Annotated in this window: 27 protein-coding genes; 12 read left to right on the forward strand and 15 right to left on the reverse strand. The window is 60.6% G+C overall.

From position 1 onward, the window contains the following. Nucleotides 1–8 precede the first annotated feature (8 nt). The 3 genes from J5J10_RS02695 to J5J10_RS02705 are packed head-to-tail and all read left to right on the forward strand — an operon-like array spanning nt 9 to nt 3,538. Entirely contained in the window at nt 9–1,220 is a 1,212-nt protein-coding gene (locus J5J10_RS02695) for an iron-containing alcohol dehydrogenase (protein ID WP_211928728.1), read from the forward strand. A gap of 1 nt (nt 1,221) precedes the next feature. Next, nucleotides 1,222–2,685: an NAD-dependent succinate-semialdehyde dehydrogenase gene (locus J5J10_RS02700; RefSeq protein WP_211928729.1), complete on the forward strand. Its 1,464-nt coding sequence runs from the start codon at nt 1,222–1,224 to the stop codon at nt 2,683–2,685. A 13-nt stretch (nt 2,686–2,698) separates the two neighbouring features. Next, nucleotides 2,699–3,538 carry an alpha/beta hydrolase gene (locus J5J10_RS02705; protein ID WP_211928730.1) on the forward strand — a complete coding sequence of 280 codons (840 nt, stop codon included), beginning with the start codon at nt 2,699–2,701 and terminating at the stop codon, nt 3,536–3,538. 22 nt (nt 3,539–3,560) lie between these two features. On the opposite strand, the gene J5J10_RS02710 is transcribed toward J5J10_RS02705, so the two are convergent. Next, nucleotides 3,561–4,640 (reverse strand): D-TA family PLP-dependent enzyme, encoded by a 1,080-nt coding sequence (locus J5J10_RS02710; RefSeq protein ID WP_211928731.1) that lies wholly within the window; start codon nt 4,638–4,640, stop codon nt 3,561–3,563. Nucleotides 4,641–4,824: 184 nt separating this feature from the next. Between J5J10_RS02710 and J5J10_RS02715 the strand changes: the two genes are divergently transcribed. Genes J5J10_RS02715 through J5J10_RS02740 form a run of 6 tightly spaced genes read left to right on the forward strand, consistent with a single transcriptional unit; the run spans nt 4,825 to nt 9,066 of the window. After that, nucleotides 4,825–5,670, forward strand: coding sequence for a transporter substrate-binding domain-containing protein (locus J5J10_RS02715; protein WP_211928732.1), 846 nt, complete (start codon nt 4,825–4,827; stop codon nt 5,668–5,670). Between the two features lie 54 nt (nt 5,671–5,724). Then, the gene (locus tag J5J10_RS02720) at nt 5,725–6,387 is read left to right on the forward strand and encodes an amino acid ABC transporter permease (RefSeq protein WP_211928733.1); all 663 of its coding nucleotides are present in this window, start codon (nt 5,725–5,727) and stop codon (nt 6,385–6,387) included. Nucleotides 6,388–6,389: 2 nt separating this feature from the next. Then, nucleotides 6,390–7,055 carry an amino acid ABC transporter permease gene (locus J5J10_RS02725; RefSeq protein ID WP_211928734.1) on the forward strand — a complete coding sequence of 222 codons (666 nt, stop codon included), beginning with the start codon at nt 6,390–6,392 and terminating at the stop codon, nt 7,053–7,055. A 13-nt stretch (nt 7,056–7,068) separates the two neighbouring features. Next, a complete protein-coding gene (locus J5J10_RS02730; RefSeq protein ID WP_211928735.1) occupies nt 7,069–7,839 on the forward strand; it encodes an amino acid ABC transporter ATP-binding protein in 771 nt (256 codons plus the stop codon). An 18-nt stretch (nt 7,840–7,857) separates the two neighbouring features. Further along, nucleotides 7,858–8,247 (forward strand): RidA family protein, encoded by a 390-nt coding sequence (locus tag J5J10_RS02735; protein ID WP_211928736.1) that lies wholly within the window; start codon nt 7,858–7,860, stop codon nt 8,245–8,247. Between the two features lie 18 nt (nt 8,248–8,265). Further along, nucleotides 8,266–9,066, forward strand: a complete 801-nt coding sequence (locus J5J10_RS02740) for an IclR family transcriptional regulator (RefSeq protein ID WP_211928737.1) — start codon at nt 8,266–8,268, stop codon at nt 9,064–9,066. Nucleotides 9,067–9,129: 63 nt separating this feature from the next. On the opposite strand, the gene J5J10_RS02745 is transcribed toward J5J10_RS02740, so the two are convergent. The 8 genes from J5J10_RS02745 to J5J10_RS02780 all read right to left on the reverse strand — a co-directional run bounded on the left by J5J10_RS02745 (nt 9,130) and on the right by J5J10_RS02780 (nt 17,123). Then, nucleotides 9,130–10,218: a saccharopine dehydrogenase C-terminal domain-containing protein gene (locus J5J10_RS02745; RefSeq protein ID WP_211928738.1), complete on the reverse strand. Its 1,089-nt coding sequence runs from the start codon at nt 10,216–10,218 to the stop codon at nt 9,130–9,132. Then, nucleotides 10,215–10,997 carry an amino acid ABC transporter ATP-binding protein gene (locus J5J10_RS02750; RefSeq protein ID WP_211928739.1) on the reverse strand — a complete coding sequence of 261 codons (783 nt, stop codon included), beginning with the start codon at nt 10,995–10,997 and terminating at the stop codon, nt 10,215–10,217. The genes J5J10_RS02745 and J5J10_RS02750 overlap by 4 nt, the downstream gene beginning before the upstream one ends. 18 nt (nt 10,998–11,015) lie before the next feature. Beyond that, nucleotides 11,016–11,681: an amino acid ABC transporter permease gene (locus J5J10_RS02755; protein WP_208552547.1), complete on the reverse strand. Its 666-nt coding sequence runs from the start codon at nt 11,679–11,681 to the stop codon at nt 11,016–11,018. Nucleotides 11,682–11,869: 188 nt separating this feature from the next. Continuing rightward, nucleotides 11,870–12,787 (reverse strand): 4-hydroxy-tetrahydrodipicolinate synthase, encoded by a 918-nt coding sequence (gene dapA, locus J5J10_RS02760; RefSeq protein WP_211928740.1) that lies wholly within the window; start codon nt 12,785–12,787, stop codon nt 11,870–11,872. Nucleotides 12,788–12,955: 168 nt separating this feature from the next. After that, entirely contained in the window at nt 12,956–14,356 is a 1,401-nt protein-coding gene (locus J5J10_RS02765) for an aldehyde dehydrogenase family protein (RefSeq protein WP_211928741.1), read from the reverse strand. Nucleotides 14,357–14,360: 4 nt separating this feature from the next. Further along, nucleotides 14,361–15,704, reverse strand: a complete 1,344-nt coding sequence (locus tag J5J10_RS02770; RefSeq protein ID WP_211928742.1) for an FAD-dependent oxidoreductase — start codon at nt 15,702–15,704, stop codon at nt 14,361–14,363. Further along, on the reverse strand, nt 15,697–15,951 hold the full coding sequence (locus J5J10_RS02775) for a 2Fe-2S iron-sulfur cluster-binding protein (RefSeq protein ID WP_211928743.1): 255 nt from the start codon (nt 15,949–15,951) through the stop codon (nt 15,697–15,699). Before J5J10_RS02775 ends, J5J10_RS02770 begins: the two co-directional genes overlap by 8 nt. Further along, complete coding sequence (locus J5J10_RS02780) at nt 15,948–17,123, reverse strand: FAD-binding oxidoreductase (protein WP_211928744.1); 1,176 nt, start codon at nt 17,121–17,123, stop codon at nt 15,948–15,950. Before J5J10_RS02780 ends, J5J10_RS02775 begins: the two co-directional genes overlap by 4 nt. 149 nt (nt 17,124–17,272) lie before the next feature. Here J5J10_RS02780 and J5J10_RS02785 point away from each other — a divergent pair, with 149 nt between their 5' ends. Both J5J10_RS02785 and J5J10_RS02790 read left to right on the forward strand, forming a co-directional pair. After that, nucleotides 17,273–18,202, forward strand: a complete 930-nt coding sequence (locus J5J10_RS02785) for a LysR family transcriptional regulator (RefSeq protein WP_211928745.1) — start codon at nt 17,273–17,275, stop codon at nt 18,200–18,202. Between the two features lie 160 nt (nt 18,203–18,362). Further along, a complete protein-coding gene (locus J5J10_RS02790) occupies nt 18,363–19,190 on the forward strand; it encodes a transporter substrate-binding domain-containing protein (protein WP_208552533.1) in 828 nt (275 codons plus the stop codon). Nucleotides 19,191–19,658: 468 nt separating this feature from the next. On the opposite strand, the gene J5J10_RS02795 is transcribed toward J5J10_RS02790, so the two are convergent. From J5J10_RS02795 to J5J10_RS02810, 4 genes are all read right to left on the reverse strand, one after another. After that, complete coding sequence (locus J5J10_RS02795) at nt 19,659–19,919, reverse strand: hypothetical protein (protein ID WP_211928746.1); 261 nt, start codon at nt 19,917–19,919, stop codon at nt 19,659–19,661. Nucleotides 19,920–20,044: 125 nt separating this feature from the next. Further along, entirely contained in the window at nt 20,045–20,605 is a 561-nt protein-coding gene (locus J5J10_RS02800) for a hypothetical protein (protein ID WP_211928747.1), read from the reverse strand. A gap of 67 nt (nt 20,606–20,672) precedes the next feature. After that, nucleotides 20,673–20,975 (reverse strand): hypothetical protein, encoded by a 303-nt coding sequence (locus tag J5J10_RS02805; protein ID WP_249116657.1) that lies wholly within the window; start codon nt 20,973–20,975, stop codon nt 20,673–20,675. 94 nt (nt 20,976–21,069) lie between these two features. Continuing rightward, on the reverse strand, nt 21,070–23,631 hold the full coding sequence (locus J5J10_RS02810; RefSeq protein ID WP_211928748.1) for an FAD-dependent oxidoreductase: 2,562 nt from the start codon (nt 23,629–23,631) through the stop codon (nt 21,070–21,072). Nucleotides 23,632–24,050: 419 nt separating this feature from the next. Between J5J10_RS02810 and J5J10_RS02815 the strand changes: the two genes are divergently transcribed. After that, a complete protein-coding gene (locus J5J10_RS02815) occupies nt 24,051–25,106 on the forward strand; it encodes an AraC family transcriptional regulator (protein WP_211928749.1) in 1,056 nt (351 codons plus the stop codon). Between the two features lie 31 nt (nt 25,107–25,137). Here the strand turns inward: J5J10_RS02815 and J5J10_RS02820 are convergent, their stop codons facing one another. After that, on the reverse strand, nt 25,138–25,569 hold the full coding sequence (locus J5J10_RS02820) for a pyridoxamine 5'-phosphate oxidase family protein (protein WP_211928750.1): 432 nt from the start codon (nt 25,567–25,569) through the stop codon (nt 25,138–25,140). A 141-nt stretch (nt 25,570–25,710) separates the two neighbouring features. After that, the gene (locus J5J10_RS02825; RefSeq protein ID WP_211931114.1) at nt 25,711–26,526 is read right to left on the reverse strand and encodes a helix-turn-helix transcriptional regulator; all 816 of its coding nucleotides are present in this window, start codon (nt 26,524–26,526) and stop codon (nt 25,711–25,713) included. Nucleotides 26,527–26,575 lie beyond the last annotated feature (49 nt).

Genomic DNA, 26,575 nt, shown 5'->3' on the forward strand with positions numbered 1-26,575 from the left:
GATAGGGAATGAACCTTTTCGGCACGTTGAGGGCGCCGCAGGAATTGTTGTTCGGCGCCGGGCAACGTCACGCACTGGGCGGCATTGCCGCCGCGCTCGGACAAAGGGCTTTGATCGTCACAGACGCGAGATTAGCCGCCGATGACGATTTCGTCGCCATGGTCGGAAAAGTCAGAGACGCCGGCCTCGCCGTCCTCGTCGATAGTTCCACGCTCCCCGATGTACCGGTCGAAGCGGCGGCGGCCAGCGCGAAAGAGGCCCGCTCTTTTGCTCCGGATCTGGTTATCGGAATCGGAGGTGGATCTTGCCTCGACATGGCCAAATGCGTGGCGCTGCTGCTGGCGCATGGCGGGCGCCCGCAGAACTACTACGGCGAGAACAATGTACCGGGACCGGTGTTGCCGATAATCGCCGTTCCGACCACGGCAGGCACGGGCTCAGAGGTCACACCGGTCGCCGTTCTTTCGGATTCCGAACGCAGCCTGAAGGTCGGCATCTCCAGCCCGCACCTGATTCCGACAGTCTCCATATGCGATCCCGAACTGACGCAGTCCTGCCCACCCATGCTTACCGCGATTGCCGGGGCTGATGCCCTGACCCATGCAATAGAGGCCTTCACGGCAATTCGTCGCGATCCCGTTCCGGGCATCACGCGGCAGCGTGTGTTTATCGGCAAGAACGCATTGTCCGACCAGTTCGCACTGCGTGCCATAACGCTTCTTTGGCAGGGACTTGAGCCTGCCTGCCGGAACGGCGGAGACCGGGCCGCGCGGGAAAAGGTCATGCTCGGCGCAACGCTTGCGGGTCTTGCATTCGGCGTCGCCGGCACGGCGGCGGCCCACGCCATCCAGTATCCGGTGGGCGCGCTCACCCATACCGCCCACGGCCTCGGGGTCGCCTGCCTCATGCCCTATGTCATGACATGGAACGCGCCTGTCATTGGCAATGAGCTTGCAAGAATAGCTCAAGCGGCGGGGCTCGATGGTCGCGAAGAGGTCATTCCCGAACTCGCATCGCTTTTTGCGCGGATCGGAATTCCATCGACGCTTTCCGAGCTCGGCCTCGAAGAAAGTAGGATCGGATGGGTGGCGGAACAAAGCATGGGCATCTCACGCCTCATCCAGAACAATCCCCGGCCTTTCACCCAACAAGACATGTACAACCTCGTCGCCGCTGCCCATAGAGGCGACCGGTCCAGCCTGAGCTCAAAGGATCTCTGAGATGACGTTTCACGCCAAGATCAACGGATATGCAGATCCGGCCCTTCATGCCGAAGGCCTCTATATCGGCGGCAAATGGCTGAAAGCCGGCGGTATCACCGTCATGAACCCGTCGAGGGACGAGCCCCTTGCCGAAGTCGCGGACGCCTCTGTCGAGGACGCGCTCCGCGCTGTGGATGCGGCTGAGGCAGGGGCCGCCGGATGGCGCGCAACGCCATCGCGCAAGCGTTCGGAGATCCTCCGGCGCTGGTTCGAACTGATGAGCGCGCGCGCCGAAGAGCTTGCAACCCTCATCGCCCTGGAAAACGGAAAAGCCCTACCTGATGCACGCGGAGAGGTCGCCTATGCCGCCGAGTTCTTCCGATGGTACGCCGAGGAAGCAACACGCATCCCCGGCGAGTTCCGGCACACACCGTCCGGTTCGCACCACATTCTCGTTGATCATGAACCGATCGGGATCGCGGTTTTGATCACGCCCTGGAATTTCCCGGCGGCAATGGCAACGCGCAAGATCGGCCCGGCTCTTGCCGCTGGCTGCACGGTTATCCTGAAGCCCGCCTCGGAGACGCCGCTCACGGCGTATGCGATGGCTCGACTCGGCGAAGAGGCAGGCGTGCCACCCGGCGTGGTCAACGTTCTCACAACGAGCAAACCAGCGGAGGTGACGAACGCCATGCTCGCCGATCCGCGAGTGCGCAAGCTTTCGTTCACGGGCTCGACCGGTGTCGGCCGCACCCTTCTGGCCGAGGCCGCCAAGTCGGTGGTCAGTTGCTCGATGGAGCTCGGCGGCAACGCCCCCTTCATCGTCTTTGACGATGCCGATCTCGACGCGGCACTTGATGGCGCCATGATCGCCAAGATGCGCAACGCAGGCGAAGCCTGCACCGCCGCCAACCGGTTCTATGTCCAGTCGGGAATACACGACGCGTTCGTTTCTGGCCTCGCCGCCCGTATGGCTGCGCTGAAAATCGGCCCGGGATATGATCCATCGACGCAATGCGGGCCGATGATCACCAAAGCGGCCGTTCGGAAAATCGACCGCCTCGTCTCCGATGCCATGGCGTCTGGCGCCCGCGCGGTAACGGGCGGCAAACCACTTGGTCAGGACGGCTATTTTTACCCCCCGACCGTGCTCGAAAACGTGCCTGCCGACGCTGCGATCGCTCGGGAAGAAATCTTCGGACCGGTCGCTCCCGTCTACAAGTTCGAAAGCGACGACGACGCGGTAAGGCTGGCCAACGAAACGGAATATGGCCTTGCTGCCTATGTTTACAGCCGCGACCTGAAACGCGCCCTTCAGATCGGCAAGCGGCTGGAGGCCGGAATGCTTGGCATCAACAGAGGGCTGATGTCGGATCCGGCCGCACCGTTTGGCGGCGTCAAGCAGAGCGGTCTGGGCAGGGAGGGTGGAGTCACTGGCATCCTGGATTTCATGGAGGCAAAGTACTACGCAGTCGATTACTGAGCGGGAGGAATCGGTGTCACATCAAGATCTTTACAGGATCCGCGATTTCGTTCCGGATTTCGATGCGATTTCGGCCGAGTTCACGACACGCAGTCAGGCCCTGACGGCAAGCGCGAACGTGCTTTCCGACATTCGCTACGGCGACCGCGCTCGCGAGGTCATGGATATCGTCCTGCCGAATAACGTGAAGGCTGGCGCGCCGCTTCATGTCTTCGTTCATGGCGGCTATTGGCGTTCAGGCGAAAAGGAAAACTATCGCCTGGTTGCCGAGCCGATCGTCGCGGCCGGCGCTGTCGCCGCGATCATCGAGTACGACCTCATGCCGCAATCTCGACTCGATCTGCTGGTCGATCAGGTTCGGCGCGCCGTGCTCTGGCTTCAGTCGAATGCAGGAAGGTTTGGCGCCGATCCTCTTCGCATTACCGTCAGCGGCCATTCGGCGGGAGCCCATCTCTCATCCTTTCTTGCTGCATGCGGACCTGATGAGCAAAACCGGCCTTCATTGCCCGCAATCCGTGGCCTCCTGCTTGTCAGCGGCATTTACGACCTGTCCGGCATTCCCGGAAGTTTCCTGCGTGACGAAGCCAGGATGACAGAGGCGGAAGCCGCATCATGGTCGCCGCTGACATCAAGACAACTGCCCTGCCCTTCGCGCATCATCGCCGTCGGAGCGGACGAAACCGAGCCGTTCCACTCACAGGCGGCGTCTCTGCAATCGCGCCTGACCATGGCAGGCGAGCCCGCACAATTGCTGACCCTGCAGGGTCTCAATCACATGAACGTCGTTCTTGATCTTGCCGATCCCCAAGGCCAGCTCGGACAGAGGATGATGGATTTGATCTCGTCGAACTGACAGCAGACCATCGACACCTCGATCAGACGATCTTCCCACGCGCGGCAACTGGCCAGACTTCCGGAGCCTCCATGCCTTCGCCGAAAACAAAGACGGCATCGACCATGTTGGTAACTACGCAGGCGTGGTTGGGAACAATCCGTACCTTGTCCCCGACCGCAAGGCCGACAGGACCGCTGCTGACGAGCCGACCGTGTTCTTCCGAAAGTTGATCGATGGCAATATCGTCACGGCCGAGGACGTGTCCATATCCGGTCAGTCCTAACAGGTCCGACGTCAGCGTCTTCGAACCGGCGTCGATGATGGCTCGGTTTTCGGCAGGTACCGAAACAACGGTCGCAAGCACGGTCAAGGCGCAGTTGGTGTACTCACATACTCCGCGAGCAACCAGCGAGCGGTCATTGTAGACATAAGTCCCTGGACGGTACTCCGTGGTGATCGGCGCTTCGGCTGCGTGCATCATGGAGGGTGTGCCGCCGGAGGTGACGACCGGGACCGGTGTCCCTGATGCCTCGATCCCGGCTTTCGCCGCTGTCATGAAACGCTCGACACCCTCTTCCGCGCCGGCCGGAGGATAGGTCATCAACCCGCCGAACACGAGCCCCGGCGCCGCGTGGATGGTTCGGGCAAGAGCCACCGCAGCTTCCGGCGAAGAAACGCCGCACCGGTGTGCACCCGTATCGCACTCCACCAATACGGAAAGCGGCGTGGCCTCGCCTTGAAACGCGACAGATAGACCGTTGACGACGACCTCGCTGTCGGCCACCACCGACAGCCGCACTTTCCGGGAGACCGCTTTCAGACGCTCAAGTTTCTCCTCGCCGATGATATTGTAGGTGATGAGAACGTCTGTGATCGCACTGCTCCCAGCGATCATTGCCTCAGCTTCCGACACCTTCTGGCAGGTTATGCCGACAGCACCGGCGGCAAGCTGCATTTCGGCGATGGCAGGCAGCTTGTGCGTCTTGATATGAGGCCGCACGTGCAGACCGTGTTGATCCGCATAGGCCTGAAATCGCGCGATGTTTGCCCTGGCGATGTCGAGGTCGATCAATACGGCTGGCGTATTGAGCACGGCGATATCAGCTGACGAAAACGGCATGGTGTCCCCGCTGTTGATCACGGCTTTGTTGCCGCAAATGACGTCGCCGCGCGGGGCTCCATCAATTCTCGGCAGTGGCTATTGACAAGACATCGTCCATACGACTTGATATGTCAATCCGATAAAACAGACATATGTCCGGTATATTGGATTAATAGAAGCGCTCAGTTTCAAGGGGAACGCCATGACCATTTCCTTACGCGCCGCCACGCTCTCGCTGGCAGCGGCAACCTTCCTGATTTCCGTGCCAGCTCTCGCCCAGCAGGGCAGCAAGCTGGATGAAGTTCTGGCTCGCGGCCATCTGGTGCTTGGCACCGGCTCGACCAACGCGCCCTGGCACTTCAAGAGCGCCGACGACAAGCTGCAGGGTTTCGACGTCGACATGGGCCGCATTGTCGCGAAGGCGCTGTTCGGCGATCCGGACAAGATCGAATACGTGAACCAGTCGTCTGATGCCCGCATTCCGAACATCACCACCGACAAGGTCGACCTTACGTGCCAGTTCATGACGGTCACCGGCGAACGCGCCCAGCAGGTCGCCTTCACCATCCCCTACTACCGTGAAGGCGTTGGCCTGATGCTCAAGGATGGTGGGCAGTATGCGGACTATGAGGCGCTGAAGGCTGCTGGGTCGTCCGTCACGGTTTCGGTGCTGCAGAACGTTTATGCCGAGGACATGGTGCACGCGGCACTGCCGGAAGCCACTGTAGACCAGTACGATTCCGTCGACCTGATCTACCAGGCTCTCGAATCCGGGCGCGCTGACGCCGCCGCCACCGACCAGTCATCGCTTGCCTGGTACATGACCCAGAATCCGGGCCGCTACAAGGACGCCGGATACGGCTGGAACCCGCAGACCTACGCCTGCGCCGTCAAGCGTGGCGATCAGGACTGGCTGAACTTCGTCAACACCGCGCTCCATGAAGCCATGACCGGCGTCGAGTTCGATTTCTACGCGACCTCGTTCAAGACCTGGTTCGGCAAGGAACTCGCTCCGCCGCAGATCGGCTTCCCGGTCGAATACAAGTAAGCAACAATGGCGCGGGGGTTCGCCCCCGCTCCCTTCCTGCAGCGACGGATTGTCATGGGATATACACTGAATTTCGCGGCGGTCTGGCGCAGTTTTGACCAGTTGCTGGCCGGCCTGGCGCTAAGCCTCGGACTTGCGGTCGGCTCCATCCTGATCGGCGTTGTGATCGGCCTTGTGGTGGCGTTTGCCCTGACATCCCGGCATCGGGTCGCCAGATGGCCGGCAACCCTCTACGTCACGATTATCCGCAACCTCCCAATCTTGGTCCTGGTTCTCTTCGCCTATTTCGCTTTGCCGCAGATGGGCGTCCGGCTCGGCAAGATCGAGAGCTTCGTCGCCGTGCTGGCGATCTATTCAGGCGCCTATCTCGCCGAGGTATTTCGCGCGGGACTGCTGTCCATCCCCAAGGGCCTGCCCGAAGCAGGACTGGCGATCGGGCTCACGCCGATGCAGATCCGGCTCTCAATCGTCATGCCGCTGATGTTCCGCAATGTGCTGCCGTCCCTATCGTCGACCATCATCTCGCTGTTCAAGGACACCTCGCTCGCCGCAGCGATCGCGGTACCCGAACTGACCTTCGAGGCCCGCAAGATCAACGTCGAGACCTTCCGCGTGATCGAGACCTGGATCGTCGTCTCAGGCCTTTATGTCGCAACCTGCACCTTGCTCGCGGCTCTGATGCGGCTGGCCGAGCGACGCCTGAGCGTACCGAGGTAAACATGACGGATTTTCAAGCTTTCCTGGATCAGCTGTGGATCGCCCGATACGTTATCCTGAACGGGCTTGGCATTACGGTTTCAATTTCGCTACTTGCAATTCTAGCCGGTTCGGCCTTTGGCGTTCTGGTCGGTCTGGCGCTGGTCTACGGGGCGACACCGCTACGTCTCCTGGTGCGTGCCTATACAGACATCGTCCGCGGTACGCCTGTCCTGGTGCTCGTTCTCGCCAGCTATTATGTGTCTGCCGCGGCCGGCCTTGATCTTGGACCTTTCTCGGCCGGCGTCCTGGCGCTCGCCATCTTTTGCTCCTCGCATGTGGGCGAGATCGTCCGAGGCGGCCTGCAGGCTATCCCGATCGGCCAGAGCGAAGCGGCAAAGGCGATCGGGCTGACGTTCACGCAGACCTTTTCCTATGTGCTGTGGCCGCAGGCGCTGCGCCAGTTTCTGCCGGCCTGGGTCAACACAGCAGCCGAGATGGTCAAGGCGTCGACGCTTCTGTCCGTTATCGGCGTGGCCGAACTTCTCCTGCGAACGCAGGAAATCATCTCCCGCAACTTCATGAGCCTCCAGTTCTACTTCTTCGCTGGCCTGCTCTATTTCGTCGTCAATTTCAGCATCGAGCGCTTCGGCAAATACGTCGAACGCAAGACCGCCGTACCGACCTGAGGGTTTGAAACCGATGGCAAAGACAATTCTCGAAATCGCCGGCCTGCACAAAACCTACGGACCGCTCGAAGTGCTCAAGGGCGTGGACTGCACGGTCAAGGAAGGAGAAGTGATCTCGATCATCGGCTCCTCCGGCTCGGGTAAGACGACGATGCTCCGCTGCATCAACATGCTGGAGGAATTCCAGGGCGGGACCATCCGGCTCGACGGCGAGGAGATCGGTTATCACGCCGAGGGGTCTCAGCGTCGGCGCAAGAGCGAGAAGGAGATCGCCCGTCAGCGCGCGCTGACCGGCATGGCTTTCCAGCAATTCAACCTCTTTCCGCACATGTCTGCGGCCGAGAACGTCATGCTGGGCCTCGTGAAGGTCAAGAAGATGGGTCGCAAACAAGCCCGGACCATCGCCGAGAGCTGGCTCGAGCGGGTCGGGCTTGGTGCCCGGGCGGACCACTATCCCGGCCAGCTCTCCGGCGGCCAACAGCAGCGCGTGGCGATCGCCCGCGCCATCGCCATGAACCCGCGACTGATGCTGTTCGATGAAGTGACATCCGCACTCGACCCCGAACTGGTGGGCGAGGTGCTACAGGTCATCAAGGGGTTGGCAGCGGACGGCATGACCATGCTGCTGGTCACCCACGAGATGCGCTTCGCTTACGAGGTGTCGTCACGGGTGATCTTCATGAACCAGGGCGTCATCTGCGAAGAGGGCGACCCGAAGGAAATGTTCGTCAGCCCGAAGACCGAGCGCCTGGCGGAATTCCTGAAAACATCAAGCTTCAACTAGAAGAAAAGAGAGAATCTGATGACGATCAAACGTTACGGCGGCGGCGAAACCGGTGCTGGCGGACAGCCCCTCCCCTTTGCCCGCGCCGTCGAAGCCAATGGATGGCTGCATGTCTCCGGCCAGGTCCCGATGGAAAACGGCGAAATCGTCCGCGGCGGCATCGTGGCCGAGACGCGCAAGGCGATCGAAAACCTGATTGCCATTCTGCATGAGGCCGGTTACGGCGTCGAGGACGTGGTCCGTGTCGGCGTCTGGCTCGACGATCCGCGTGACTTCTGGAGCTTCAACGGCGTTTATGCCGAATACTTTGGCGCCAATCCGCCAGCCCGCGCTTGTGTTCAGTCGCGTATGATGGTCGATTGTAAAGTTGAAGTCGACTGCGTGGCGTATCGCGCGGATCGTGCCTGAGGCGATTTGGAGAGAAGAATGACCGAGGCGGCAGCCGACATGGTATCGCGACGCACAAGGGGACTGGATCGCGCGTTCGAGATCCTCGAGTTCCTGCGCGTGAAGCGTCAGCCCATGCGGCCGAACGAGATCGCCTCAGAGATCGGCGCGCCTCGTTCCACCGTCTACGAACTGGTCAACCTGCTGCTTCGCCACGGCATGCTCGACTATCAGGGAGGCGACGGCCGCGTCTATCTCGGCCGCCGTCTCTATTTCCTCGGAACTGCCTATGCGGAGCAGTTCGACCTGATGCGGGAATGCGACCGCATGCTGGTGCGGCTTGCCGAAGAAACCCGCGAGACGGCGCAGATGTGTCTGCTTGAGGGCCGGAAGTATACGGTCGCGATGATGCGCGAGGGCATCCGGCCGTTCCGTATCTCGTCCAATGTCGGCGAACTCGTGTCCATCGTCTGGACAGCGTCAGGACGCCTCCTCGTCTCTCATCTGAGCGATCAGCAAATCCTCGACCTCATCCCGCCGGAGGATTTTGTGCTTCCGAGCGGCCGACGCATGGATCCGCAGGACTTCATCGCACAGGTGCGGCAGGCAAGCCGCGACGGCTTCTTCACGTTCAACAGCGAGGTGGAGAACTTCACCCACTGTTTTGCCGTGCCGATCTTCCAGGCGGACGGCGCCTGCATCGCCACGCTATGCCTCGTCACACCGCGCGAAGACGGGCTGCGCAATCGGGACACCTACCTCGACAACCTTCTCAAGGCCGCCAACGAGATTTCAGAGAAGCTAGGCTTCAACAATACGCGTACACGGATCGCTGGCTGACACAGGGCAACGCCTTGAACGGGGGTATGTCGTGCCGTCTCAGCTGGATTTTTCCTCAGTTACTCAAACAGACGCTAAGGATGCCAAAAGTGGCCTAAGGAAAGGCCCGGACAGCAAGGCATTGGTGTCGATGCGATGATGCGCGACGTATCCTTTGGACGCAAGGGTTCCGTGGCTCAGCATCGATAAAAGCGTCGCCGCATAACCGGTGGCAGTGGAAATCAGCGCATTGAATGGCCGCAGTTGACGGCTCGGCACGAAACGATGACAGCACGTCCGCTCGGTCGGCTGCCTGCCACGGTAGCCCCGCGCGGTAACCACAAGGAGTAGCTGATCCTCTTCCACGACCGGAAGCCCGTTATAGAACAGCGATCGCAACATATCCCGCCGATGGCGAAGGTTGAGATCGTCAAACAGGAAGCGAATATAGTCCAAATGCCCCGGATAGCGGATTGTCTTGAACGTTACGTTTTTTGGTGCAGCGTGCGAAAAGATCGACAGGTCCTGGACCCCACCGGAGGTCACGAATTCCTCATAACCGACACCGTCGATACTTAGCCGCTCGCACCCCTCGAGCGGAGACAACATGACAGGTTCGCCATCACGAATGGCGGCGCTCGGCCGAGTGTACTCATCGATCAATCCATCAATGTTCCATATCTGGCCATAGCCAAGACGATTGGTCGGATAGCGTGGTATCGCTCCGACGCGGATCGTCAGATCCGAAACATTTGAGACGTCGTCCAGCAGTCCGCAGGCGATGTTGCCAATGAGGCCCGGCGAGACCCCGCATCCGCTGAAGACAGCGCGATGTTTGGAGAGATCGTCTAGGATCGCCCGCGTCTTTGGATTGGGGCAGTTGAAGTCCAGATAATGGACCTTTGCGTTGGCGGCGGCATGCGCAATGTCGCTCGTAGCCGTCTCAGGAACGGCAGCGACCGCGACATCCTGGTTCAAGAGAAGCCCCCGCAGATCATCGGAATGACCGAGGGACTTCAATGTCACGTCGAGGTCCATCGATCGCAAACGGTCGAGCGCATCCTCGGAGCGATCGATGACATGTACCGAAAACTTGCCACTCTTCGACAACACTTCGGCCAACGCCCTGCCCATCTCGCCAGCGCCGAAGATGCTGACTTTAAGGCTCGTCATAGGGTCTGTCCCCGGAACCGGGTAACGAAACCCTGCAGCCTCGGATTTTTCGGGTTCAGGATGACCTCCTCTGCCGTTCCGGCCTCTGCGATCATGCCGCCATCCAGAAAGATCACACGGTTCGCGACCTCGGCTGCAAATGCCATTTCGTGCGTGACGATCGCCATCGTCATGCCGTTCTCCGCAAGCCTGCGAATGACCGCAAGGACTTCTCCCACAAGTTCTGGATCGAGCGCGCTCGTGACTTCATCGAGCAGCAGCACTTCGGGCTCCATGGCAAGGGCCCGGGCGATTGCTACCCGCTGTTTCTGGCCGCCGGACAGGTGGGCCGGATAGGCGGCATGCTTGTCAGCCAGTCCGACCTGAGAAAGCAGATCCATCGCCAGGGCTTCCGCCTCCCGCTTCGGTCGCTTGCAAACAACGATAGGTCCCTCCGTGACGTTCTGGAGAACCGTCTTGTGCGGGAAGAGATTGAAATGCTGGAACACCATTCCGACATGGCGGCGAAGCGTACCAATACCGATTTTGTCGCCCTTGTCGCGAAAGCTCTCGCCGACAGATTTCTCGCGGAAGCGGATCTTTCCTCCGGTCGGCGTTTCCATCATGTTGAAGCATCGGATGAAGGTCGACTTTCCCGACCCTGACGGGCCGATCAAAGCGACCACTTCACCTCGGTGAAGACCAAGATCGATACCCTTGAGAACTTCGTGCGTCCCATAGCTCTTGCGCAAGCCGACCGCTTCGATGACCGTCGCACTGGCTGCTGGTTTGTTTGTCATGTCCGTCAATCCGTTCCGTTAGTCGCTGACCCTCAGACGCCGCTCGATCCAGTCCGCGGCCTGGGTCAGAGGCAGGAGCATGGCAATATAGAGGCCCGCCATCAGGGTGTAGGATTCCAGCGGCCGGTAGGTTTGTCCGTTGACGACCGCCGCCATGTAGGCGAGGTCGGCGACTGAAATGACCGACACCAGCGAGGTGTTCTTGAACTGAATGACCGACTGGTTGATGAAGGATGGCAGTACCCTTTTCATGGCCTGCGGCAGGATGATCCGCCGCATCGACTGCCATGAGCTCATTCCGATCGCCGCCGCCGCCTCGCGCTGTCCGCGGTCGATCGATACGATCCCACCGCGGAAGATCTCCGCGTAGAAGGCGCCCACGTAAAGTGACAGAGTCAGCATTGCCGCAATGCGGTTGTCGATCGACCCGCCAATGAGGAGCGGGAATGCGTAATAGAACCAGAGAAGCTGGACGAGGAGCGGCGTACAGCGGAATATTTCCTGGTAGACCCTTGCTACGCCTGAAAGAACTTTCCAGCCTGACAACCGCGCTGCACACGTGACGAACCCGATCAGAATGCCAAAAGCAATCGAGCCGAACGTGTAGACGACCGTGATCCAAAGGCCCCATAGGAAAAGATCCCAGTACTGCCATACCGAATGGAAGTCCCATGTGTAGTTCACCGGTCACCTCCGACAGTGCTGATCGACGTCCGAGACCGGCCTTTCCCGCAATGGGTCTCAGCCTTCTGATCAATCCCGTTTGTCATTCCTGTTCCCTTGCTTATTGTGCCGCCCGCCACCGATGCGACGCCAGCGATCGATAGTCCTACGTCCGTTCCCAACGGACAATGCAAAGCTGATGCCGCCACTTACCGCATTTCTTGGAAGGAGGCGGCAGCAGAGGCAAACCGTCCGAGAATGCCGGCGAGTTTTTCCCGGTTTTCCGCCGAGACCGGGACCATGGGCAGCCTCATTTCCGGCCCGGCAAGGTTCGCCAGCGCAAGAGCCGCTTTCACCGGTCCCGGATTGGATTCGATGAACATGCCATCCGTCAGTTCCGCGATCAGTTCATGTAGGGCCAGCGCACGCACGGTGTCACCGTTTTTCCAGGCGTCCACCAGTTCCACCATTTCACGCGGCGCGACATTGGCAACGACACTGGTGACCCCGACGGCTCCGAGCGAAAGGAAAGGCAAGGTCAGCCCGTCGTCGCCGGAATGGATGATTAGCCGTTCGCCACACGCAATGCGCAGCTGCGTCACCCGAGCCGCCGAGCCACCGGCTTCTTTTATGCCAATGATGTTTTCGTGCCGCTCCAGCAGAAGCGCACAGGTTTCCGGCGCAATCTCCACCCCACAGCGACCGGGAACAGAATATAGCATGGTCGGCAAGGAACTGGCCTCCGCCGCTGCACGGTAATGGCCAACAAGGCCTTCCTGGGTTGGTTTGTTGTAGTACGGGGTCACTATCAGGAGAGCGTCGGCACCCGCCGCCTCTGCACGCTTGACCTTTTCGATGGTCTTTCTCGTGTCGTTGGCCCCCGCTCCCGCCATGACGACGGCTCGCCCGGCTGCGCGTTTTACGGTGCGCTCGATCAGTTCCGCCGCTTCCTCTTCGGAGAGTGTCGCGGCCTCGCCCGTCGTCCCGACGGGAACAAGGCCTGCAACACCTGCTTCGAGCTGGCGGTCGACCAGAGCGTCAAAGGCTGCCAGATCGATGGCGCCGTTCTTGAAAGGCGTAATAAGGGCGGTGAAGACCCCGTTGAAGCGATGGCTTATATCCTGCATCTTAATTCCCTCTGTTGTAGTCAGTCGTTCAACGTATCCGTCTGGTTTAGGCAACGAGGCGAAAGCAGCGGGAAGCCCACCCCGGATTGGTAGCATCAAATCGAAGAGCTGCCTGCCAACCGGTCTCCCCTGCCCCCATGACAGCGACGCGCGTAATTTCTCCCCTCATCAGTCGATGACGACCTTCGGCTCGGACATCTCGCGCAGTGCGATACGGACACCCTCGCGGCCGAGGCCTGAGCGCTTGACCCCTCCGAAGGGGACGTGCTCGGCCCGAAAGTCCGGACCCTCATTGATCATGACGCCGCCGACGACGAGATCACGGGAGAAGGTCTTGATCAGGGCGTGATCGTTGGTGAAGACACCCGCCTGAAGTCCGTATGCACCCGCATTGACCTCTGCGATGGCCTCACGCGGATCGGTGAACGAGCGGATTGCTATAACGGGTCCGAACGTCTCGTCGGCGATCACCGGCGCGTCGACAGTCACGTCAGCCAGGACTGTCGGCGCGAAGACGGTCCCATCGTGCGTGCCGCCGGTCAGCAGTCTGGCTGCGCCGCCCGCAATGCTCGCATTGACGCGTTCGGCTACGGCTTTGGCTGCAGCGAGGTCGATCACTGTGCCCATGTCGGTATCGTCTTCGGATGGGTCACCGAATTCGACGGCGTCGACAGCGGCCAGCAGTTTTTCGGTGAATTGTTTTTCGATGTCCTCGTGGAGGTAAAGCTTCTTGACCGCGGCACAGCTTTGTCCAGCAATCTCGAAACGGTGCCCGATTGCAGTGGCGACCGCTTTGTCGAGATCAGCATCAGGCAGCACGAACAGCGGATCATTGCCGCCGAGCTCCATCAGGCAACGGATCAGCCCGCTGGCATTCTTGAGCGCAAGCCCGGCTGTCGGCCCTCCGGTGAAAGACAGCAGGTCGATCGGTGATCTCGCAAGCGAAACGGCAGCCTCTGCCGCGCCGTGGACGACCTGGAAGAGTTCCGGCGGCCAACCGGCTTTCAGCGCCAGTTCGCAAAGTCTCGCAGCGGCGAGCGGCGCCTTCGGAGACGGCTTCGCCACGACGGCGTTGCCCGCCGCGATTGCGGGGCCCAGTTTGTGGCAGAGCAGATTGAGCGGATAGTTGAAGGGGGTGATCGCACCGACGACACCGACGGGCTCATAGGTGATGGTCGCCAGCCGATCGGCACCGCCTTCCACGATCGCGCAATGCAAGGCCTCGCCATCCAGGAACGTCGCCGCATCTCCCGACAGTTTCAGCGTGTTCTGAGCGCGGCGCACCTCGTTGCGAGCCTCGCGGATGGTCTTGCCCATCTCGCTTGAAACGATCCGTGCCAGATTTTCGGCGTCCGTAGCGATCTCCGCCGCGAGGCCATTGAGCATGGCTCGGCGTATCGCAGGTGTCGAGCGCCGAAACTCCAACTGCGCTGTCTTCGCACGGATAACAGCATCAACAATTTCGCCAACGGTGTTCGATGCAACTTCGCCGACACGGGCGCCATCGAAGGGATTGCGGACGACAATCGCGTTGCTCGTTTTCTGGGCCAATCGCTGGGCTTGCATCATTTCGTCAATCCTTGTTCGCTTCTTTGTTCGTGGTGATGACACCGGTCAACGCCGCTATGGAGATCGGACGTATGGGCCAGCGGCGACCGGTGAGGTCCTCCACCGAAGGTGGGGCAATGTCCGGATTGATTTCGGCCATGAGGGCCGCTGTGTTGTCCGCGCAGAAGCGTCCCTGGCAGGACCCCATGGCGAAGCGACCGTTGTGCTTCACTTCGCGCCCAGACAGTCGGTCCTTCCGTTGGCAGAGTTGACGCAGTTCACCGACAGTCTTGCCTTCACATCGGCAAAGGACCGTCTCGTCCGGAAGTTGAGCAAAGGGCGACGTAGCATCGACGGGGGCAAAGAGTGCCGCCAACGTCGCCTGCGCTGCGCGTGCACGGTCGATCGTCCGGTCAAGTCCCCTACTCTTTGGTCTGCCGGAAAGAAGGCCCGCCACGGCGCGGCCTGCCCGCTGTCCATCATCCGAAGCGGCAAGGGCGCCCAGTGCTTCCCGGCAATCGCCGGCATGAAGGATGATTGGGCCGTTGGTGGGACTGCTCGCCTGCGTCGGAAAACCAAAACTGTTCGGGCGTATGCCGTCGTGGAGACCGATGCGATCGACGTCTAACCGCTGCAGTTGTCCGCAGCGGCGGCGGATGGTCGCCTTGAGGCTCCTTCCTTCACGTTCGATTGCAACCAATGTCGCGCCACGTATCCAAGGCACGCGTTTCAGGAAAGTGCCTACAAGATAGCCGCCGGCTTCTTTCAAAAGCCGCAGGTGCCCAAGCATGGCCAGACCAGACCTAAACCGCCGGAATGGATCGCCAGCCTCGACAATCGCGACAGGCGGATTTCCAAGCCGTGCCATCTGCGCCGCGACCGCAACGAGTAGCGGACCGCTGCCGGCAAGCAGGACACGTCCCTCGGGCGCCCGCCCTGTCTCCTTCATCCTTACCTGCAGGCCACCTGCGGTCGCAACGCCGGCCATTTGCCAGCCAAGCCGGGGAAGAACCCGTTCAACGGCACCGGTGGCGATAATGACGGCCTTCGCCTTCACCTGCTCAATTCGTCCGGCATTGCGGTCTTCGACCAGGACCAGCCCGTCACCGTCCACGCCTACGCAGACAGAATTGAACCGCACGGGAATAGCCGCGTGGCGAAACGCTTCCGAAAGAGCCCGCCATTGAGCCAGTGGTGCGGCTCCTTGCGCCATTGGCTCGGCGCCTTTGATCGGCTGCCTGTAGATTGCGCCGCCAAGGGTATCTCTCTGCTCCACCACGCACACGCTGTAGCCTGACCGGCCAACTTCGATCGCCGCAGCCAGTCCCGCTGGGCCGCCACCGATGACGAGAACTTCCGGATCAGCCACGGCATTTCTCCAAGGCTTCGACCCGCATTCCTGCAATGGCGGTCGTCACGCATGCTTCTCGCACCACACCATCAACGCGAACCACGCAGCACTGGCACGCACCGATTCCGCAGAAATAGCGGGTCTCCTGGCCAGACGTGTCGGCACCGAAGGTCCGGATGCCGGCAGCGTCCAGCGCAGCTGCGATGCTTTCGCCCGCACGAAAGGGAATGCTTGTTCCCATCCAGTCGAAGGCCTGGACTGTCATGCGGCAACTCCACAGTCGGCAAATCGACCAGGATCGAAAGACGAGAGCCTGAGGTCCGGTTCGTCGCCGCAAATCAACTGGACGAGACTTTTGCCGGCGATCGGTCCAAGACAGATGCCATCGCCTTCGAACCCAGTCGCGACAAAGCCGTTTTCGAGACCAGGAATTCGCCCCACGATTGGCAGACCGTCGGCGACGGCCGTTCGGACACCCGCAAAGCTCCTGAGGAGCCGTACCCCGGAGAGTCCCGGAACAAGATCAACCGCATCGGCCAGCATGCGCGAGACAGCATCGATGTCTGTCGTCTCGCGAGACCCGGAATCTTCACGTGTTCCACCGATCAGGAACTGGCCTGTCACAAGCGGATCAATCACGAGGCCCAGACCCCGCAGAGGAGGAGTATGGGTGGACTTCTGGCTACCCTTGCTCAACAGGTACCGACCGGACATGATCGCGCCCGGCAAGGAGCCATTGAGAGCAGGGGCCCGTTCCGTCACTAGAAGCTGCCCCTTACGCTGAGTCAGGGCGTCTTTGAGGCCAAGCAGTCGTGCGGAACCGTTGCCCGCGGCGATAACGACGGCATCCGCACGAAGCTCGCCTCGGCTCGTCACAACCGCTCCGATCCGTTTGCCGCCGTTGACGAGCGATAGTCCCTCAACGGACGTATTCCGATCGACAACGATACCGGATGCACTCAGCAGCCGGTGGACGATCTGGTAGCCTATCGCATGACCTTCCCCATAAACCTCGACCGCCATCCTTGCCCGAGGCGACAGCGCTGGAAATTTTCGGCTCAGAGCCACACCATGTAGGATCTCAACCTTGACGCCAGCGCTCGCCAGTGCGGCGGAATGGGCATCGAGGACCGCGCACTCCTCCTCGGAAATGGCGACGATGAAGGTCGAACGACGCTTGAAGGCGCCGGCAAAAAGGCCCTTGTCTGCGAGGTCACCGTAAAGGGCGACGCCTTTGAGGGCGGCTGTCATCATGGGGCCCGGGCGCTTGCTGGCAACAGAGACGGCACCATCCGCCGCACCCGTCGCCTCGGCCGCGGGCGCCGAAGTATCAAGGAGCCTGACGTCAATTCCCCGCTCTGCCAGGAAATAGGCGGTCGCCGCTCCGACAATGCCGGAGCCGACGACGATGACGCTGGACGGTGGACGGGATAGCATAGGTTCAGGCCGGCCTTGTTGGTGACGAACCAATATTGGCGGCGGCGGGGCTTGCCCGTCGATACAAGATGACGGCCTTGCTTGTTCACGAAATTTGTATCCGATACAAAGTCCCCACCCCTTAACAGGGAAGGAGGGGGACCGACTTCATGGCAAAGATCAGCCTTACGCTCATCCAGACCTTCTATCAGGTTGCCCGCCACGGATCGTTTTCCGGGGCAGCACGCGACCTCAACCTGAGCTACCAGTCAGCGGCGAACCACGTTCGTCGGCTGGAACAGATTCTGCAGGGAAAACTGATCGATTCCGAGCAGGGAGCCAAGCGCATCTCGCTCACACCGCGCGGACGCGCGCTTTACAGCCTGCTTCATCCCGAACTCGACATCATGCTTGAACGACTGACGAAGCTCATCGAGAACCAGCGCTCATCGTTGCGCGTCGGCATGCCGCAAGCGATCTTCTTCTATCTGTTCCCGCGACTTTTGGCGCGATTTCGAGAAGCTTTCCCCGAGATGGAGTTCGCGGTTTATGAGCGCGACACGGTGCTGGCGGAGCTGGTGAAGAACGGCAGTCTCGACGTCTGCATATCCGAACGTTACTTCGGAGACCCCGTTGTTCCGCAGCGACTGCTGGGAAGCTATCGGCTGAGCCTGGTCTACCCTCAAGACTGGGGTGAGCCGCCTCAACAACATGATATCCCGCGCTGGGCGGAAGGTCGCCCGTTCATCACCTATGAGCCGGGTCAGACGCTGAGAAACCTGGCTGTTGATTTCCTCGGCCGCGATGGGGCTATCGTCCAGCCAGCCGTCTCGACCTCCGGAAGCTCGAGCGTAAAGCGCTGCGTCGAGGAGGGGCTCGGGTTTTCCATCATTCCGTCCTGGTGCGTCGGTCCCGAAGACCGAACGATCAGCAGCGCGAAACTGACCAATCTCCCCGAAGTGCGGGTTTACTTTGGCAATGCGGGCTTTCTGCAGAAGCATCCGATGGTGCAGCAGCTATTTGAGGATTGCCGACGCGAATTGGTAGGCCCCATACTGGATCCGCCGCGCAGCAGTGAGCTTTCCCTTCCGTCGCTGTAATGCTGACATACAAAAAAGCCGATAAGTGCGACGGACTCTCTAGCATTGTTCCCGGCCAATTCGCCGATAGGCTCGTTTCCGACCGAAAAACCGCGAGCCAGGGCCCGGACGCGGGAGACGGGCGACAAGGAAATATTGGGGAACAACGGAGAAGCAAACCATGACATTGTTTTTAAAGATTTGTAGCGGCGCGGCTATGGCACTGTCGCTGTTTGTTGGCAGTGCCGCCATCGCCGGTACCATTGACGACATCCGCAGCCGTGGGGTCCTGCGCATCCCGGCGATCCTGAACGAGACGCCTTACTTCAACAAGGATCCGCGCACCGGCGAGTGGCAGGGTTTCGTCGTCGATATGGCCAACGACATTGCCAAAACCCTGGATGTAAAACTGGAAGTGGTGGAGTCGAGCTGGGCCAACGCAATTCTCGACGTGCAAAGCGGCAAGGTCGACATGGCTTTCGCTGTGACCGCAACGCCGGTACGCGCCATGTCGGTCTCCTTTTCGGACCCCACCTATTACAACAGCTTTGTCCTCGTTTCCGCCAAGGAAGAGCTGTCAGGCAAGGCGTGGACGGACCTCAATGATCCGAAATACACCTTCGCCGTCGATCTCGGCTCGGCGCAGGACCTGATCACGCAACAGTATCTGCCCAAGGCCAACGTGCTTCGTTTCAAGACCCGCGACGAAGCGATCGTTGCCGTCACGACCGGCAAGGCCGACGCGCTTGTCAACACGATGCTGAATGGCCTGGTCATCGCCAAGAAGGCCCCGACCATCGGCGCGGTCAAGGTGCCGACGCCTGTTCTGTCGACCCCGTCTGTCGTCGCCCTTAACTACGGTGCGGACGAAACCTTCAAGAGCTTCGTATCCGCATGGGCGGAATACAACCGCCGCATCGGCAACAACCAAACCTGGATTTTGAAGAGCCTTGAGCCCTTTGGCATCACCCTGACGGACATGCCGGTCGGCTTCGGTTTCGGTGGATAGTGTCGATCGTCAAGAACCCTCCCCTTTTGCTCAAGGGGAGGGTCAGACTGCTGACAAACCCCTGGCTACATCCGGGGGTTTATGATTCACTGGGACATGTTGAAGAAACCTGCTCCCGAACAGACGGCTCTCGAGATGGTGACCGCCTCGCCACAACGCCTTGTGGTGTATCCGCGACGGAACGGGAACAAGGATACGGGCGTGGAAAAGAAGGGGGAAAGCAGCGGTGAAATTTTTTCGAGGGCGGGAGGATTTTTCTTTTAAGTTTATGATTTTGTTGGGAGATAATTTTTCGGGAGGCACGCCGCCGGGCCATCTCCCCCCTTGCGGGGGAGAAAGCGAAATCGAGGAATTGGCCCGATCAGGGCCAAACCTCAGATTTCGCCAGAGAGGGGCTCGGTGAGGGGTGTGCCACGGGAACTGTGCCCCTCTCCAGGAAAATCTGAAGTTTAGGCGGCTTGCGCTCGCCTAAGCCTTCGATTTTCCGTCCTCCCCCGCAAGGGGGGAGGTGGGGCGGCTACCGCCGGCGGCCCTACCCTTTGTCTGGGCTCTCCCGTCCCAACCTCCTCGTCGATGGCGGTCATGCCGAGCGGGCGACAGTGTTGAGTGCCCGGCGGATTTCGACGGCGTCGCCCCCTCAAGCGCCGCAGCCATGTAATCGGCGCGTGCTTCCGCCGTGCCGAGATACTCAGCGGCGGTGAAGCGGGGCATGTCCTTAATGGAGGTCATTGGGCCAATCCTTCAATTCACTTGCCAGTCGTTTCGCGGTTTCCATGTCTTTCCACAACACGACAACTACGGACAATGTGATCGCAACGGGAATAAAAGTTCGAATCGAGGAGCGGTTCCTGCTCTCAACCCGCTGCGGCAGCCATGACTATCTGGACTAAACCCAGCAATAAACCAGCTATGCCAACAACTCCCCCGAGCACGGGAGAACGCAGTAGGCGCATTATCTCCGGCCATAACGGATCCGGAGTCTCTATAAGCTTCTCAGCGGCCTCAATTAATGCCATCGCATTGGCCGTGTGAGCATTTGAGAGCTTAGCGTTTAAAATCGCCGATTTCATTTGGTTCAGAATCGCCCGAACTTCGCTTTTCTGATGTTCTGATAAATCAAAACGCCCGGTCCATGCGGAACTGTCGATGGCGACCGACACACCGTTGCTTTCGATAGCGTCAAGGCCTGACGCCGTTATCTGAAAAAGCCTCCCCCCTGACATCTGGTATGCCTGACGAGTTATCACTAAACCCACGGACTCCAGATCATCGGTTAACGCGAGAATGTATTGATTTGACCGATTAAGCCCGGTGTTTTTCTTTATCGTAGGAATTGTACAGTATCTAGTGTTTCCACCAACTAGCCGATCATACAGATATCGAAGAATTGTCAGTTGATCCGCCTTGGCGCTCACGTCCACATCCACGTCATCTGGAGCCTCGACTTAACTCCGCGCTATTCCTGCGACTGCGGCGCATCAGTCATTTGCAATACTGACGAATAACTCGCTCGGCGGAAACAAGAGCGCTTTTGGCCGCAACCAATGCTTCCAACGCTACCATTGCATCTCTACCGCTTGGGTATGGACCAGGCGGAGGAAGGTTCGCTTTGTCAGCCGGCTTGATATGCGCAAAACTCTCGCCTGTCGCTATTTCCCCTATCCGCCCACCATTCACGCCAAACCAAGCCGCGATATCATGCTGCCTATCGCCACGGGCAAGCATTGCTTTAGCGATCGCGGCATCTTGATCAGTAAGTCGAATTCCACTTGCCTTGGCACGCATCTCCAACCCCATTTCAACTGGAACGCTAGCCAACACATTTAAGCAGCCCGCTGACAATTGCACCAGCGGGTTGCTTGACTTTTCTTGATCATCATCAGCTGCGCGGCTTCAAGTTCTCCGGATCGTACAGCGGCTTGTACCCCACAGCCGCGACCTCCACCGGGTACGTCTCGGCGAAATACTCCACGTTCAGCTTCCGTCCCACCTCGCAATACTCCGCCGGCAGATAGGCGAGTGCGATGTTCTTGCCGATGGTCGGGCCGAAGGCGACGGAGGTCGTGTAGGAGCGGCGGCCGAGCGAGTCGATCAGGACTTCGCCGGTGGCGGGGTCGACCACTGGCATGGAGCCGACGGGGTAGCGGGCGACGCCCTTGCTGTCGACATTGTCCGTCATGACAAGCGTGCAGAGCATGGCGGGCTGCTTGTCGCGCGCCTTGTACTCGAGATGCTTGGCCTTGCCGCGGAAATCGGCGTCCTTGACCTTGGGACGCGCCAGATCCGCCTCGATGAGGTTGTACTGGGTCAGAAGATCGGCGTTCTGCAGGCGCAGGCTCTTTTCCATGCGGCGGGAGTTGGCATAGGTCTCGACGCCGAAGGCCATGACGCCGGTGGCGCGCAGCGCATCCCAGACGGCGAGGCCGTCCTCGTATTTCATGTGCAGTTCCCAGCCCTGCTCGCCGACATAGGAGATGCGGAATGCGGTGACAGGCTTGCCGGCAATCTCGATCGGCTTGATCGCGGCGAAGGGGAAGTTTTCCGGATCGAGACCAGCGGGATCGGCGACGGCTTTTTTGAGCGTTGTCCGCGCGTTCGGGCCCCAGATGCCGATGGTGATGTATTTTTCCGAGGTGTCGGTGATGGTGACGTCAAGCCCGCGATCCTGGGCGACGCGTTTCATGTAGTGGAAGTCGCGCGGGCCGGCGTCCGCGCCGTTGACGAGGCGGCAGCGGTCGGCCATGCGGAAGACGGTGAAGTCGGCGCGCACCATGCCCTCGTCGTCGAGGAAGTGGGTGTAGATGCCCTTGCCGATATTCGCGTCGCCGCCGATCTTGGCGGCGCACAGCCATTCGAGCAGCTCGACATGGTCAGGACCTTCGATGTCGACCATGTGGAAGTGGCTGAGGTTGACGATGCCGCAATCCTCGCTCATCGCCAGATGTTCGGCATTCGAAACGCGCCAGAAGTGTCTGTTATCCCATTCGTTTTCACGAACCGGTACGCGGTCGCCATATTTCTCCAGAAGGTGTTCGTTGGCCTTGTAGCCGTGGGCGCGCTCCCAGCCGCCGAGTTCCATGAAATAGCCGCCGAGCTCGACCTCGCGCTCGTACATCGGCGAGCGCTTGATATTGCGGCCGGTGGCATAGGGCTCGCGGGTGTGCACGGCCGGGAAGTAGATCTTCTGGGCGGCCTCGTAGGTGCGGCCCTCGATGAACTTCTCTTCCAGCTGATGCGGATAGAAACGGGCGTAATCGATCGAGGCATGATCGATTTCCGTGCGGCCATCCGTCATCCAGTCGGCGATCAGCTTGCCGTAGCCGGGGCCGTCCTTGACCCAGATGGCGACGCAGTACCAGAGGCCGCGCACCTTCTGGCTTTCGCCACAGGAGGGACCGCCGGCGGCGGAGACCTGCAGCAGGCCGTTGAAGGAATGGCTCTCGTTATAGCCGAGCTCGCCGAGGATCGGGGTGAGCTCCATGGCGCGTTCGAGCGGCTCGAGAATCTGCTCCATCTCGAGGTCGCGCTGCGAGGGCGACAGGCGCGACTCGTGCTTTTCGAGGATCTCGCGCGGATGGCAGAGGCGCGGATTGGTGGTCTCGTAATAACCCCACTCGATCTGGCCGCCCTCGGTGGTCTTCGGATCGCCGGTGTCGCGCATATAGGCGGAATTGCCCTGGTCGCGCAAAAGCGGATAGCCGATCTCCTTGCCGGTGCCTTCGAATTCGTTGTAGGGGCCGAAGAAGGTAAGCGGATGGTCGACCGGCATGACCGGCAGGTCCTCGCCGACCATTTCGGCGATCAGGCGGCCCCAGATGCCGGCGCAGACGATGACGTGGTCGGCCATGATCGTGCCGCGATGGGTGACGACGCCCTTGATGCGGCCGCCTTCGACGATCAGGGACTTGGCCGGCGTATTGCCGAACATCTTGAGCTTGCCGGTCTTTTCGGCGGCATCGACGAGCTTTCCGGCGACGGTCTGGGAGCGCGGAATGACGAGGCCGGCGTCGGGATCGAACAGGCCGCCCATGACCTGGTCTTCCTCGATCAGCGGGAATTTTTCCTTGATCTCGGCGGGAGAGACGTAGTGGGCGCGGGTGCCGAAGGCGCGGGCCGAGGAAAGCTTGCGCTTGATCTCTTCCATCCAGGTGTCGTCGCCGGTGCGGGCAACTTCAAGGCCGCCGATGCGGGCGTAGTGGCCCATCTTCTCGTAAAAATCGATGGAGTATTGCGTGGTCCAGACCGAGAGATAGTCGTGGGACGTGGTGTAGCAGAAGTCCGAGGCATGGGCGGTGGAGCCGATGTCGGTCGGTATGCCCGACTTGTCGATGCCGACGATGTCGTCCCAGCCACGCTCGATCAGGTGATGCGCGATGGAGGCGCCGACAATGCCTCCGAGACCGATGATGACGACTTTTGCCTTGGTCGGAAACTCTGCCATGACCCTGAAAACCCTGCCTGCGAACCGTGTTGGAAAATCTGCCCGGATATTAGGGGCGAAGATGACACATTTGCAGCCTGTCTGCGACATTCTTCAGGGGACCGGCGACCAAGCCGCAGGCCGCGCGCATCGGGTGCGCTCCCCGGTGATGGGACCTATGTGCGCACGTCGGCGGGCCGGCCGCTCCGGTTGCCGTTTGCGCCATCGCAGCGCGACCGAGCGTGCACTGCAGCATATCCAACTGTAAAAAACACATGACATCTGTGGATCGGTGCAGAAATTCCCTTTCAAAATCTTCAGTCTGATGTTCAAATACTTGTCGATGTACAAGCATCGCCAATGTCTAACAAAGCAAGACTCAAGAGAACGGACGACAATACTATTTAAGAATTTCCACATATACTAGGGGGCTAATAGACATGAATACCGAAGCAACGGGGTCGGCCACCGATCCGGATCCTACCCTTAATCCCGCCTTCATGTTTCACACCGCCTATCTGGCGCCGGATGAACAGCTGGACGCGTTTCGCACGGTCGCCTCGGTCATGGGGGAAGCGACCAGCCCGAAACGCGACGCGCACAAAACCGGCTTTTACGCGGAAATGACCGTCTATGCGCTGGGCGACCTGCCGATCGGCACGGTGACGACCGAGGACTCGATCCTCACGCGTCATCGACGCACCGGCAGCGTCTTTGGCGACGACTACTGGATGCTGACAGGCCTTTTGAATGGCAGCGCGAGAACGGTCCTCGACGACCGGGAAATCATCGTTCCCAAAGGCGGGCTTGAGCTTCGCAACATGAGGGACGCGCATACCGCGATCGGCAACAGCACGCAGATGATCGTGCCGCTGTCGCGGCAGGATTTCGACGACATCGCGCCGCTGCTCGACCGGCTTTCGCGCGATGATCTTGCCGGCCGCTATCACGCTTTGCTGCCGGGCTATCTTCTGTCTCTCGTCAAGGCCGCGCCGACCATCCGCCACTCGGAGGCTTCTGTCATCCGCCAGGCGACGATCGACATGATCCGCGCCTGCATCACCTTGACGCCGGACGCGATCGCAGCCGCCGAACGCCCCATCCTGTCCGCGCAGCAGGAGCTCGCCAAAAGCTTCATCCGGCACAATCTTGCCAATCCGGAACTCAGCATGGAAACCATCCAGGCGGCGCTCGGCGTATCGCGCCGGCAGATGCACAAGCTGTTTTCAGCCCATGGCGGGGTGATGAACTATGTCCGCGCCCAGCGGCTGAACGCCTGCCGGGTCGAGCTTCTCGATCTCGAACGGCACACACGATTGCGGGACATCGCCGAAAAATACGGCTTCAGCGAGGGCACGCATTTCAACCGGCAGTTCAAGGCCATGTTCGGCTATGCCCCGAGCGAGGTGCGCGAGGCCGGGCGGGACATGGAAGGCTCGCCCGCGACGCCGATTCTCGAAGCGCCGCGCCGGCGCTTCCTCGGACTGGATAGCTGAGGCGCAGCGACGTCCGCCCGGCCTGCGGCCATTAAACCCGGATCGTGCCGTTGTCCTCGCCGTCCCAGTAGTGAACACGGTCGGCGTGGACCTTGATCAAGATGATGCCGGGCGTGTCCACGCCTTGCGGGAACCAGCGGTCGAGGTCCTTTACCCAGTGCGCCTCGAACACCGCCCGGTCGGCGATCAGGCTGGCCCTGCCCTCGACGGCGACGAAGATGCCGGGCTTGCCGAGAAAGCTCGGCGGCGCGGTGAAGGTGAGCGACACGGTCGGGTCGGCAGTGATCTGCCGGATCTTGTTGGTGTCTTCGTAGGAAAAGAAGAAGCTGTCGCCGTCATAGGCGACATCGCCATTGTTGCTCATCGGCCGGCTGGCGATCGCGCCCTCGCCCGACTTCGTCAGCATCATGCAGAAATCGATCTTCTCCATCTTCTTCGCAAGGTCGGGCAGCGTCAGCGTCATCGGGTATCCTCCGGCTGGGGTTGGCCGGGGATAAGGCTGGCGGACGGGATTTGTTCCGCCGGACGGGCGTTGCCGAAGAAATGACATATCGAGCCGGAAGGCCAGCGCGCCGCAAGACCCGCACGGTTCCCGGGGCGAAATTCATAGGCCGTTCACCACCAGACGACGAATGTGGTCCGCTACTGTAGGGTCGACGGGCGTGTAGACCATCAGGTTGAGGTCGACGCGGCCATCGACGGCGAAGGTGGAAAATTCGAGATCGATGGTCCCGAAGATCGGATGCACCAGACGCTTCGCCCCTTCGCCAGGAACGCTGATCTCGTTATCATTCCAGATGCGGCGAAAATCCTCGCTCTTCTCGCAGAGTTCCTCCACCAGGGCTCCGATCTGCGACACGGCACCGGCGCGCGCGGCATCGGCCCGGAAGGCGGCGATGCAGAAGCGGGCGATCGTCTCCCAGTCATGCTGCTTGGCGCGCACCTCCGGATTGCAGAAGACGAAGCGCAGCATGTTGCGCTCGCCGGGCGGCAGCTTGCCATAGTCGGACAGAACAAGAGTGGCGGCCCGGTTCCAGGCGACCACCTCCCAGGTGGCTGTCTTGACCACGGCGGGGCAGGTCTCCAGCCGATCGATAAAGCGCTGGAGGCGCGGACTGACGCCCTCCACCGAGGCATAGCGCGCCTCGGGAGGACGGCCGAGACCCAGCATGAACATGTGCTCGCGCTCGGCTTCGGTGAGCAGCATGGCGCGGGCGATGCGGTTCAGCACATCGGCAGACGGCGCGCCGCCGCGCGCCTGTTCCAGCCAAGTGTACCAGGTGGGGCTGATATTGGCGCGCTGGGCTACCTCCTCGCGCCGGAGACCCGGCGTACGCCGGCGGCCGGCAAGCCCGAAGGTGGCGGGATCGAGCCGCGTCCGGCGATCGCGGAGAAACGTGGCAAGCGTGGCGGCGGGCATGACGGTCATCGCGATCCTGGAAGAAATTATACTAGGATAAAGTCACTAC

Origin of the sequence: Ciceribacter sp. L1K23 (assembly GCF_018122705.1) — a bacterium.
In the GTDB taxonomy this organism is placed as follows: domain Bacteria; phylum Pseudomonadota; class Alphaproteobacteria; order Rhizobiales; family Rhizobiaceae; genus Allorhizobium.